The sequence below is a fragment of the Streptomyces sp. NPDC107500 genome, from assembly GCF_055582785.1.
This window is the reverse complement of the sequence record NZ_JBVJPF010000006.1, coordinates 74,448-86,052: the sequence shown is the minus strand read 5'-3', so window position 1 is coordinate 86,052 and position 11,605 is coordinate 74,448. Positions and strand designations below refer to the sequence as shown.

Annotated in this window: 10 protein-coding genes; 3 read left to right on the top strand and 7 right to left on the bottom strand. The window is 73.6% G+C overall.

Annotated elements, in window-relative coordinates:
- Positions 1 to 31: 31 nt before the first annotated feature.
- The gene (locus tag ACZ67M_RS23955) at positions 32 to 1,177 is read right to left on the bottom strand and encodes an aminoglycoside phosphotransferase family protein (RefSeq protein ID WP_361356262.1); all 1,146 of its coding nucleotides are present in this window, start codon (positions 1,175 to 1,177) and stop codon (positions 32 to 34) included.
- A gap of 290 nt (positions 1,178 to 1,467) precedes the next feature.
- On the opposite strand from ACZ67M_RS23955, the gene ACZ67M_RS23950 reads away from it, so the two are divergent.
- A complete protein-coding gene (locus ACZ67M_RS23950; protein WP_361356264.1) occupies positions 1,468 to 2,976 on the top strand; it encodes a DNA-binding protein NsdB in 1,509 nt (502 codons plus the stop codon).
- Positions 2,977 to 2,991: 15 nt separating this feature from the next.
- On the opposite strand, the gene ACZ67M_RS23945 is transcribed toward ACZ67M_RS23950, so the two are convergent.
- From ACZ67M_RS23945 to ACZ67M_RS23930, 4 genes are all read right to left on the bottom strand, one after another.
- On the bottom strand, positions 2,992 to 4,320 hold the full coding sequence (locus tag ACZ67M_RS23945) for a PP2C family protein-serine/threonine phosphatase (RefSeq protein ID WP_392105041.1): 1,329 nt from the start codon (positions 4,318 to 4,320) through the stop codon (positions 2,992 to 2,994).
- A gap of 271 nt (positions 4,321 to 4,591) precedes the next feature.
- Positions 4,592 to 5,611, bottom strand: a complete 1,020-nt coding sequence (locus ACZ67M_RS23940) for a Gfo/Idh/MocA family protein (RefSeq protein WP_392014911.1) — start codon at positions 5,609 to 5,611, stop codon at positions 4,592 to 4,594.
- Between the two features lie 124 nt (positions 5,612 to 5,735).
- On the bottom strand, positions 5,736 to 6,830 hold the full coding sequence (locus ACZ67M_RS23935) for a baeRF3 domain-containing protein (RefSeq protein ID WP_361356270.1): 1,095 nt from the start codon (positions 6,828 to 6,830) through the stop codon (positions 5,736 to 5,738).
- A 79-nt stretch (positions 6,831 to 6,909) separates the two neighbouring features.
- A complete protein-coding gene (locus ACZ67M_RS23930; protein WP_453439027.1) occupies positions 6,910 to 8,520 on the bottom strand; it encodes an alpha/beta hydrolase in 1,611 nt (536 codons plus the stop codon).
- Between the two features lie 256 nt (positions 8,521 to 8,776).
- Here ACZ67M_RS23930 and ACZ67M_RS23925 point away from each other — a divergent pair, with 256 nt between their 5' ends.
- Entirely contained in the window at positions 8,777 to 9,484 is a 708-nt protein-coding gene (locus tag ACZ67M_RS23925; RefSeq protein WP_469852638.1) for a chaplin, read from the top strand.
- Positions 9,485 to 9,561: 77 nt separating this feature from the next.
- On the opposite strand, the gene ACZ67M_RS23920 is transcribed toward ACZ67M_RS23925, so the two are convergent.
- Positions 9,562 to 10,047, bottom strand: a complete 486-nt coding sequence (locus ACZ67M_RS23920) for a nucleoside deaminase (protein ID WP_361356274.1) — start codon at positions 10,045 to 10,047, stop codon at positions 9,562 to 9,564.
- 155 nt (positions 10,048 to 10,202) lie between these two features.
- Here ACZ67M_RS23920 and ACZ67M_RS23915 point away from each other — a divergent pair, with 155 nt between their 5' ends.
- On the top strand, positions 10,203 to 11,153 hold the full coding sequence (locus tag ACZ67M_RS23915; protein ID WP_469852637.1) for an NAD-dependent epimerase/dehydratase family protein: 951 nt from the start codon (positions 10,203 to 10,205) through the stop codon (positions 11,151 to 11,153).
- Positions 11,154 to 11,164: 11 nt separating this feature from the next.
- Here the strand turns inward: ACZ67M_RS23915 and ACZ67M_RS23910 are convergent, their stop codons facing one another.
- The gene (locus tag ACZ67M_RS23910) at positions 11,165 to 11,434 is read right to left on the bottom strand and encodes a GlsB/YeaQ/YmgE family stress response membrane protein (RefSeq protein ID WP_125490380.1); all 270 of its coding nucleotides are present in this window, start codon (positions 11,432 to 11,434) and stop codon (positions 11,165 to 11,167) included.
- Positions 11,435 to 11,605: the final 171 nt, after the last annotated feature.

Sequence of the window (11,605 nt, the reverse complement as noted above, 5' to 3'; positions counted from 1 at the left end):
AGGGGCACACCGCGGACCGTCGTCCTGCGTGTCAGCGCGTGCCGACCGCCGCCCGCACGGCCCGGCGGGCCATCTGGCAGTCGTCGTGCAGTCGGCGCAGCAGCAGCCGCTGCTCCTCGCCGGTCGGCGTGGCGCCGGGGTGGGCCGGCGTGGCCGAGGGGGCCGGGGCCGCGTCGTGCATCGAACGCTGCACGGCCGTCTCGTAGGTACGGATCTCCCTGGTCAGTACGAGCATCAGGTTCACCAGGAAGGCGTCGCGCGCCGCGGTGCCCGTCGACTGGGCGATCTGGCTGATCTGACGGCGGGCCATCGGGGCGTCGCCGAGGACCGCCCAGAGTGTCGCCAGGTCGTAGCCGGGCAGGTACCAGCCGGCGTGCTCCCAGTCCACCAGGACCGGACCGGCCGGCGACATGAGGATGTTGGACAGCAGTGCGTCACCGTGGCAGAACTGCCCCATGCCGTGGCGTCCGCTCGCGTGGGCGATGCCGTGCAGCAGCTTCTGCAAGTCGCCCAGGTCCCGGTCGGTGAGCAGCCCCAGCTCGTGGTACCGGGAGATCCGGGCCGCGTAGTCCAGCGGGGCGTCGAACGCCCCGGTCGGCGGCCGCCAGGCGTTCAGCCGGCAGACCGCGCCCAGCGCCGCCCTGATGTCCGCGCGCGGCGGGGCCTCCACGGGGTGCCGCTGGAGCGCGGCCACCCGTCCCGGCATCCGCTCGATGACCAGCGTGCCGTTGTCCGGATCCGCCGCGATCAGCCTCGGCACCCGCACCGGAGGGCGCTGCCGGACGAACGCGCGGTATGCCCCTATCTCGTGCCGGATCCGCTCCGACCACACCGGCGAGTGGTCCAGTAAGCACTTGGCGACCGCCGTACTGCGCCCGGTCGTCCCGACCAGGAGCACGGAGCGCCCGCTGCGGCGCAGGACCTGCACGGGGGAGAACTCCGGGCAGATGCGGTGCACGGAGGCGATCGCCGTGCGCAGTTGGGCCCCCTGGGGGCCGGACAGGTCGATTCTTCCGCTGAGCGGCTGCGTGCCGGGCCCCGCGCCGCGCCGCGCCCTGCCCGCCCCGAGCACCGGGGCCGCCGGACGCGCGGGGGCGAGATAGGGGCCGCCGCCCGCCGCCGGGCGGGGGTGCAGCGAGCGCTGCGGGGCGGACACGGAGGACGATGCTGCGTACATGGTCGAGACAGATCCCTTCGTGTGCCTGCTGTGCCTGCCTGAAGACCGGTGCCCGTCCGTGGTGTGCCGGAGGAGCGCGTCTTCCGTAAGCCGTCGCGCCGCCCGACCGGCCGCCCGGGGTCACCCTGGGGAGTAACTCCACGGCAACCGGGTCGGGGTGGCGCATTCCTACCTGACACCCGGCCGCCCCTGGCACACCATCTGGCGCACCCTGGCGAACGGTGGCGAATAGTCGCCCGGCAACCCGCACGGGGCTACTGTCAACTCAGCCGAGAACCTGGGGGCTTGACGTGAGCGGAGAACCCAACACCCGTCTGTCGGACCTGTTCGGCCTGGCCGGCTGGTCCAAGGGCGAACTCGCGAGGCTGGTGAACCGGCAGGCGGCGGCCATGGGCCACCCCCAGCTGGCGACCGACACCTCGCGGGTGCGGCGGTGGATCGACATGGGAGAGATCCCGCGCGATCCGGTGCCGCGGGTGCTGGCGGTTCTGTTCACCGAGCGACTCGGCCGTGTCGTGACCATCGAGGACCTCGGTCTGGTCCGGCACGGGCGCGCGGGGAAACGGCAGGGCGGCGGGAGCGAGGAACATCCCGACGGAGTGCCGTGGGCGCCCGAGCGGACTGCGGCGGTCCTCACCGAATTCACGGGAATGGACCTCATGCTCAACCGACGCGGCTTGGTGGGCGCGGGCGCCGCGCTCGCCGCGGGCTCCGCACTCAGCAGCGCCATGCACGACTGGCTGCACGCCGACCCGGCCCTCGCGGCCGACGCCCCCGACCTCCGCCAACCCCTGCACGCCGATCCCGCCGGGTTCGACCGCTACGAGGCCGCCCCCATCGGGTCGCAGGAAGTGGAGGAACTGGAGCGCTCGGTCGAGGTGTTCCGCGCCTGGGACGCCGCCCGTGGCGGCGGGCTCCAGCGCAAGGCCGTGGTGGGCCAGCTCAACGAGGTGGGCGGCATGCTCGCCTACCACCACCCACCCCATCTCCAGCGGCGCCTGTGGGGCGTCGCCGCCAACCTCGCCGTCCTCGCGGGCTGGATGTCGCACGACGTCGGCCTGGAACCCACGGCCCAGAAGTACTTCGTCATCGCCGCCCACGCCGCACGCGAGGGCGGCGACCGGCCCCGGGCCGGGGAGGCGCTCTCCCGGGCGGCCCGCCAGATGGTGCACCTGGGCCGGCCCGACGACGCGCTCGACCTGATGAAGCTCGCCAAGTCGGGCTCCGGCGACCAGGTGCTGCCGCGCACCCAGGCCATGCTCTACACCATCGAGGCCTGGGCACAGGCGTCCATGGGCAAGGGCCAGGCCATGCGCCGCACCCTCGGGCGGGCCGAGGACCTCTTCGTCTCCGACAAGGCCGACGTGCCCCCGCCGGACTGGATGCAGACGTTCAAGGAGGAGGACCTGTACGGCATGCAGGCCCTCGCCTACCGGACGCTCGCCGACTTCGAGCCGGGGGCGGCCGCGCACGCCCAGCACTACGCGGAGAAGGCGCTGGCCCTGCGGATCGACGGCCGGCAGCGGTCGAAGATCTTCGACTATCTGTCCATGGCCTCGGCCTGCTTCATCGCCGACGACCCCGAACAGGCGGACCGGTACGCACGCCTGGCCCTGGTGTCGATGGGGTCCAACTCGTCCCAGCGGACCTGGGACCGGCTCCGGCAGATGTACCGGCTCACCGCCGAGTACTCGGGATTTCCGAAGATCCAGGAACTGCGCGAGGAGATCGAACTGGCGCTGCCCAAGGGCAAGTCGGCCAGGGGGAAGGGGAAGGGCGGCGGCGTCGCGCCGGCGTAGCGGCCGACGCGTCGATCAGGGTGTCACCCGGGCCACCAGCACACAGGCGTCGTCCATCGGCGCCGGGGACGCGGCGAGTTCACCGGCCGCGATCCGTACGCCGTCCCGCGCCGAGCCCGACCCGGTCAGCCGGGGGGCCAGGGAGAGGAGGTGTGCGACTGCCGCGGGCTCCGTCGCGCCGGTGTGCAGGAGCAGCAGGTCGCCCGGTTCGAGGGTCGCCTCGCCCGGTCCGGTCAGCGCACGTCCCGCTCCCGCGCGGAACAGCAGCGGCGGGACCGGGTGCCCGGCCCCGGCCCAGGTCAGGGCGCGGGTGCGGGGGGCGTAGCCGCAGTACACCGCGGAGCGGACGGGCGGCAGGGCGGTGGCGTCGAGTAACCCGGCCAGCCGGTCGGGGAGTCGCTCGGGACGGGTCCCCGCCAGCGCCAGGCCCCGCAGGGCGCCGATCAGCATCACCGCGCCCTGCGCCCCGTCGGTGTCCACGCCGGGGAGGTCGCCGGCGGCGAAGAGGGTCTCGTCGCCGGTGAGCGGACACGCGTCGTACCAGGCGCTGTGCCGTGGCGCGTGGTCCGACGAGGGCAGGTACCCGGCGGCCAGGTCGAGGCCCGGCCGTCCCTGGTGCGGGAACCGCAGGAGGCCGTGCCAGGGCGCGGATGCGGCCTCCCGCGGTTCGACCGCGGCCCGTGGCCCGGTGTCCGCGGGCAGCGGGCGGCGACGGAGCGAGTCACGGGTCTCGCTCACCGCCCGCTGACTGCGGCGCAGTTCGCTGACGTCCCGCAGCACCGCCCACATCGAGGCGGTGCTGCCGTCGGCGTCGAGCACGGGCTCGCCCATCATGTGCACGGTGCGCACGGTGTCGTCGGGGCGCACGACGCGGAACTCGCCGTCGATGGGCCGGCCGTCGACGAGACAGTCCGTGACCATCGTGGTCAGCTTCGGGCGGTCCTCGGTGAGGACCAGGGAGGGGAGTTCGTCGAGGCTGAGCGGGGTGGAGGCCGGGTCGCGGCCGAGGATCTGGAACAGTTCCCCGGACCAGTCGGCCTCGTCCGTGAGCAGGTTCCACTCCGCGCTGCCGACCCGGCTGAGCAGCGAACCGGGCCGTGGTGCGGGTGCCGGGCCGTCCCGGAGCTGTGCCAAGTGCGCGTCGAGGTCGGTGAGTTGGTGCAGCGCCAGGTCGTACAGCGCGCGCTGCCACCGTCCCCGGGGGTCCGCCGCCTCGCCCTGGCTGTCCCGCCGCACCGCGTCCACGTCGCCCCGCAGCCGCCGCGCCTGCGATATGAGCGACTCGACCGAGCCGCGTCCCGGCGGCTGGGCGGCGGGGTGGTCCGCGGAGAGATGGGGCGACATGACGCACTCCGATGTGCAGACGGTACGACCAGGGTGAACCGGGGCCGGCGGAAGGACCGTTACGACTGTTGCACAGCCCGCGACGGCTCGTAAGGGATTCGGCAACACACGATACGGTGGTGCTTCCGGCATATGCCAGCGTCTTGGCGGAGTGACGTGGGTACGTGGGCCGCGTACGTGCGGCGCAGGTCAAGTCGTAGAGTTCCTACGGGACTTGGCGGGTACCGCGGCCCGGAGGTGTCGTCGCCCTGGTGTTCGGTGGACCCTTGTTCTATGCCGGGTCGTGGAGGGCCGGCCGCGGTGCCAGTTCGACCGGCGTGCGCTCACCCGTCTCCAGCGCCCGCACCCCGGCCTCGGCGACCGCGGAGGCGGCGTACCCGTCCCAGGCGCCCGGACCGGTGACCCGGCCGCGGCGGGTGGCGTCCACCCAGGTCTGGACCTGGCGGTCGTAGGCGTCGGCGAACCGCACGAGGTAGTCCTGCGGAACCTCCTCCCGGGCGCCGCCCGCCGCCGTCACCAGCATGCCGTGCGCCTCACCGATCCGGGCGCTGCCGGCCTCGCAGACGGCCTCGCAGCGCACCTCGTAGCCGAAGCCGCAGTTGACGAAGACCTCCACGTCCACGAGCGCGCCGCCGTCGGTCTCGAACAGCACCAGCTGCGGATCGAGCAGGCCCTCGGGCGCCCCCGCCGACGGCCGCGGCCGGAGCACGGTCACCGCGCTCGGCTCCTGTCCCAGCAGCCAGCGAGCGGCGTCGATCTCGTGCGAGACGGAGCTGTTGACCAGCATCGCCGAGGTGAAGTGCGGCGGCGAGGAGACGTTGCGGTGGACGCAGTGCAGCATCAGGGGCCGGCCCAGCCGCCCGCCGTCCAGCAACGACTTCAGCTGCCGGTACTCGGTGTCGTACCGGCGCATGAACCCGATCTGCGCCAGTCGCCTGCCGAGCCGCGCCTCCGCCTCCACCACGCGCAGCGCGCCCGCGGAGTCCGGCACCATCGGCTTCTCGCACAGCACCGGCAGCCCTCGCTCGAACGCGGCCAGCAGGGCCTCCTCGTGCGCCTCACCGGGCGAGGCGATCAGGACCGCCCGGACGCCCGGCGCGTCGAGCGCGGCCACGGCGTCCGTGTGCACGAAGACTCCGTCGATGCCGCCCACGGCCTCCTTCGCCCGTTCCGCGTCGGGATCCGCGACCGCGGCGACCCTGGCGCCGCTCACCACCGCGTCGAGGCGCCGTACGTGGTCGGCGCCCATGTGGCCCGCGCCCAGGACCGCCACACCCAGAAGTTCGCTCACGCTCCGCCGGCTCCTTCCCCGTCCGCCGCGCACCCGCGAACGGCGGGCGCGTGTACGGCGAACAGGGTTTCATGGTCGTCACCGTCGTCAAGAGGGGACGGCCCGCGAGGCGCGAGCGCCGGCGTCAGTAGCGCAGCACCCCCGCGATGCCGTCCGCGTCCGCGAGCGCGCCGTCCGGCACGAAGCGGACGTCGGCTCCGGTCTCCAGGCACTGCTCCACGATCTCGTCCACGATGTCCTCGCGGGCGTCGAGGTCCCCGTCGAACGCCGGGATCAGGTGCTCCCCGTCGTCGCGCATCGTGACCTTGAAGTTCTCCTCGACGGCGAGCAGCCGGACCCGGCCGCTGTGGGCGCTCTCCCACAGCTCGTCGACCCCGGCCGCGAAGTCCTTGCGCCCGCGGGCCGCGTCCAGCTCCCTGGCCACCGCGGCCACGGACCCCTTCGCCTCGTCGTCGAGCACCTGCCGCACGGCCTGCCACACGGCCTCGGGGGTGCCGTGCGCGAGGCCGCCGTGCGGGACCAGCACCGCGCCCGCGGCGAGCGTGCCCGCCTCGTCGAACAGGGACAGCGCGGGCTCGGGCCCGGTGACGTACAGCGGCCGGGGATGGGTGCGCAGGATCCTGCCCATGGCGGTGTCGGCGTCCCGCAGGAACCGGCGGGTGCCCTCGTCGCGGAAGGTGCTCGGCGCGTCGCCGATCCGCTCCTGGCGCTCGGGGTCGAAGTCCTCGGCGGGCCGGTCGAAGGGGAAGCCGCCGAGGTGTTCCTCGACGACCCGGTCCGCGCCGCCGCTCCACAGCTTGACGCGGTCGGCGGCGACGGACAGCACCCAGAACGGCCGCTCGGCGGCCTGCGCGGCGACGAGGTTGCGGGTCAGGAAGGTGTCCGAGAGGACCACGCGCTCGGGCACGGAACGGGCCAGCGTCCAGACCTGGTGCTCACCCGGAGCGGCGAAGATCGCCAAGCCGTCCTCGGCGTAGGTCAGATCGACCTCGGCGAGCGCCCGGTCGAGCTCCCGGGAGACATCGGTACGGCGCTCGCGGGTGACCGCGGGATCGTCCTCCAGCTGTTTCTTGGCCGCGGCGACCACGTTGCGCAGCCGGACCCGGTCCTGGGCGTTGTCCGGTTCGCGGCGGTGGGTCGGCGTCAGCACGGACACGGCCGGATAGGGCCGGGGGCGCCGCAGCTCGGCGAGGGTGGCGGGACTCAGATCGTGCTCCATGTCAGCACGATAGGACCGTTGGACGGATAGGGCATATCGATCACATCGGACGGCCGGGGAGGCCGGCGCGGCCGGGCGGTCAGCCGGTCTCGCCCTCGCCGTTCTCCGGCCCGCAGGAGCTGCCGTCGGGGGGCAGGGAGCCGTAGAGCAGGAAGTCGTCGACCTTGCGGTGCACGCACTCGGAGGACGCGTACCCGGTGTGTCCCTCGTCCCGGTTGTCGAGGACCACGGCCGAGGACCCCAGCCGCTCGGCGGTCTCCGTGGTCCAGCGGTACGGCGTGGCCGGGTCGCCACGGGTGCCGACGAGCAGCATCCTGGCGGTGTCGAGGTCCTTCACGTCGTCGCGGATGTAGTCGGTGCCCCGGGGGCGCCCGTAGCACATGAGCACCTGGGTGAGGCGGTACCGGCCGAAGACCGGCGACGCCTCCTCGTACCGTGCGCGCAGCCGGTCCAGGGATCCGGTGACCTCGGCGGCCGAAGGGCGGTCGGGGTCGTCGGCGCAGTTCACCGCCATCAGGGCGGCCGGGAGGTTGTCCATGGGTATGTCCTCCTCGTCCGTGAGACCGGCGCCCGCGGGCTCCCGGCCCGCCGCGGCCGACCCCGCACGGACCGGGAAGGTGACGCCGCCGGAGGAGAAGCCCTCCAGGCCCCGGGTGTCGCCGTCGTCCAGCAGCTGCGCCAGCGCCCGCTGGAGCGAGGGCCACAGCTCCTGGCTGTACAGCGCCTGGCCTATGGCGCCCACCATGTCCTGACCGGAGAAGGGCTCCCCGAAGGCCGACGGCACCGGATCGGCGTCGAGCGAGGCGACGAGCCGCTCGACCTGCTCCCGGGCGGCGCGGGCGTCCTGGCCGAACGGACAGGCGATGTCCTCCACGCACCAGTCGAGGAAGTTCTCCAGCGCGGTCTGCTGACCCCGCGCACCGGCCAGCCCCTGCTCGGCCAGCGGTTCGGTCAGCGTGTCCACGCCGTCCAGCACCATCCGGCCCACCTTGTCCGGGAAGCGGGCCGCGTAGACCGCGCCCAGCCGGGTGCCGTAGGAGAAGCCCAGGTAGTTGAGCCGGCCGTCGCCGAGGGCGCTGCGCATCACGTCCATGTCGCGGGCGGCGTCGACCGTGCCCATGTGGTGCAGCACGGGTCCGGAGTACTTCGCGCACTCGGCCGCCGCGTCCCGCAGCCGTCCGAGCACGTCCTCGGGGTCGGTGACCGACTCGTCCCCACCCGTCGCCTCGATGATCTTCATGGTGGCCGGGCCGCAGGTCACGGGGGAGGACCGGCCGACGCCGCGGGGGTCGAAGGTGACCACGTCGTAGCCGTTGGTCAGATGCATGAAGTCCTTGCCCCCGAAGGAGAGTTCGCCGACCCCCGAGCCGCCGGGACCGCCGAAGTTCAGCAGCACCGAGCCGCGCGACCCGCCGGTCGCCCGGAACCGGGCCAGCGCCAGGTCGAGGGTCTGGCCCTTCGGCCGGGCGTAGTCGAGGGGGACGGTGACCTTCCCGCACTGGAGATCCTTCGGCATCTCCATGCCCTCGCATGCCGACCAGGTGACCTTCTGGTCGTAGAACCGGGACAGATCCGGTCCGGTGTCCCGTGCGGCCGCCGCGGGCAGCCCGGCGCCCAGTAGGGACAGGCCGAGCGCCCCGCTGACCGCGCAGCGCCGGACCGAGGGCCGAGTCGACGGCTTGGCCTGCATCGATGCCTCCCGGGCGCCCTGTCGCGGACCCGTGGTCGGCGCCACTCGATCACCATAAGCGGGCCTCGCACCCGGCGCCTCCGGGCGCGGACGGCCGACGGGGCCCCGCGCGGGCGCCCGCCGGACGACAGTGTTTGTTCGATGAACCGTCCACTCGATGGGGTGAAAGACCGATTAGCCATAACTCGGATGGTGCGCCCGCGTTTTAACCGGTGCGGGCGACTGCCCGCGATGATGTCTGGAAGGCAGGGACCGCATGAGAAGGGTTACCCGAAACGGTGTGCTCGCCGTCGCCGCCTCCGGCGCGCTGGCGGTGACCATGCCGGCGTACGCGGCGTTCGCGTCCGACGGTGCCACCGCCGACGGCTCCTCGGCCGGTTCGCCGGGTCTGGTCTCCGGCAACACCGTGCAGCTCCCGGTGGACGTACCGGTCAACGTGTGCGGCAACACCGTGAACGTGGTGGGGCTCCTCAACCCGGCCGCGGGCAACGGCTGCGCCAACGCCGGGAAGGGCGGCGCGTCCCACGGGTCGGACGCGGCGCACCAGGGGACGGGCGCCGCCGGCACGTCGGGAGGCGCGCACGCCGAGGGGAGCGGAAAGGATTCACCGGGCGTGCTGTCCGGCAACGGCGTCCAGTTGCCGGTGCATCTCCCGGTCAATGTCAGCGGCAACAGCGTCAATGTGGTCGGCATCGGCAACCCGGCCGTCGGCAACGAGTCGACGAACGGCTCCGACGACGACCCCGAGCCCCCGCCGCCGGCCCCCGCCGAGCCCGAACCGTCCGCGCCCGAGAAGGAGCGCGCCCGGCCGCAGCCGGTGCCGCACGCCGCCCCGCCGAGCGAGTCGGCGGCCCTCGCCCACACCGGGACGGATCAGACCCTGCCCGTGCTCGCGGGCGGCGCGGCGCTCGTCCTCGGCGGCGCCGTCCTCTACCGGCGTTTCCGCCCGGGGGCCGAGAACTGACCGGGGCCCGGTCGTACATTCCGGGGCGCCCTTTCCGTCCGGAGGGGCGCCCCGCCCGTCGCAGGCGGCCCGCGCGCTCAGCCGCGCCCTTGGTGGAACCGCCGGTGCAACGCGTGGATCTCCTCGGTGAGTTCCGGTACCGGCCCGTCCACCGCCACGCCGGGCGCCACCTCCCGCACCGCCAACGGCCGCACCGGCGGGGCCGGGACGCCCAGCTCCGCCAGCCAGCCGCCCAGCTGCTCGGACGAGGCGACGTACACGATGCGCCCCAGACCCACCCAGGCGTGCGCGGCGGCGCACATCGGGCAGTGTTCCCCGGACGTGTACACCGTGGCCGAGGCCCGCTCGCCGGGGGTGAGGTGGGCGGCGGACCAGCGGGCCAGCTCGAACTCCGGGTGACGGGTGCGGTCGCCGCCGGCCACCCGGTTGCGGTCCTCGGCCAGTACCGTGCCGTCCGCGCCGGCCAGCACCGATCCGAACGGCTCGTCGCCGGCCTCCAGTGCCCGCGCCGCCAGCTCCACACACCGGCGCAGATGCGGCAGTTCGACGTCCTTCACGACCATGGCGTACGGCCTTCCTCGTGACGTGGCCCCGTCCATCAGCCTATGTCCGCCCGGCTTCCGGCGTCCTTGCTATCATCACTCGTGAGAGTTACAGTCTCTAACAGAAGCGAATGGCAATAGCAGTGCAAGGCAACGTACTGGAAGAGGAGCACCCCATGCCCGCCGTCACCCCGCAGTCGCACACCGTCCTCGGATCCGGCCCCGCCGGGACCGCGCTCGCCCGTGAACTGGTACGCAGGGGTCACCCCGTCCGCCTGGTGGACCGGCGGGGCGAGGGCCCCGCGGTCGAGGGCGTCGAGCGGTTCGCCGCCGACGTCGGCACGGCCGAAGGCGCCCGGGCCGCCATAGCCGGCGCCGCCGCGGTGTACCACTGCGTCAACGTCGCCTATCACCTCCAGGTCGAGGTGATGCCCCGCGTCCAGGAGGCCGTGCTGGCCGCGGTCGAGGAGACCGGAGCCCGCCTCGTCGTGCTCGACACGCTCTACCCCTACGGCGAGACCGGGGGAGCGGTGATGACCGAGGACAGCCCCTGGCAGGCGACGAGCCGCAAGGGCCGGATGCGCGCCGAACTGGACGAGCGGTACCTCGCCGCACACCGGGCCGGCCGGGCCCGTGTGGTCCTGGGCCGCAGCGCCGACTTCGTCGGTCCCGGCGTACTCAACTCGTCCCTCGGTGCGGCCGTCTTCCCCGGCGCGCTCACCGGCGAGGAGGTCGTGGGCTTCGGCGACATCGACCTGCCGCACAGCTACACCGGCATCGCGGACGTGGCGGCCGGGCTCGCGACCCTCGGTGAACGCCCGGACGGCGACGGCCGGGTCTGGCACCTGCCCACCGCGCCCGCCGTGACCACGCGCGAGATCCACGCGATGATCGAGAAGCGGGTGGGCCGACCGCTGAAGGTCGTGCTGCTCGACCGGCCCCGCGCCTTCGGCCCGTTCGACGAGCGGTTCATGGCCGAGTACGAGGAGATGTTCTACCAGCACACGGAGCCGCAGATCGTGGACTCCGGCGCCTTCGAGCGGTTCTTCGCGGTGGCCCCCACGCCGCTCGCGGACACCCTGGACGCGACCGTCACCTGGTACGAGGCGTGGCTCGCCGACCGGTGACGGTCGACGCCTCAGCGGCCGGGTCGCGACCGGGACCGGTCCAGTGCGGCCACGCCGACCGCGGCCAGCCCGATCTGGATGAGCCACTCGATCCAGTCCACACCGTCGGTGTCGGCCACGTCGAACGCCGAGGCGACCGCCGACCCGAGCAGCGCGGCCAGGATGCCGACAGCGATCGTCCACAGGACGCCGATGCGCTGGCGCCCCGGGACCACGAGGCGGCCCAGGACGCCGATGACGATACCGATGACGATGGCGCTGATGACGCCGTCGATCTCCATCTCCACCCCACTTCGTCAGGTCCCCCGCTGTAGTGCTTCTGCCCGCTGCGGACAGGCGCAGTCCGCCACGCTCCGACCTGTCCCGGGCCGGGGGCGTGGGGGACCTCGCCGGACGCGGGCGGGCCGGCCCGCGCGTGAGCGGACCGGCCGTGCGGCTCCCTTCCCGGGTGG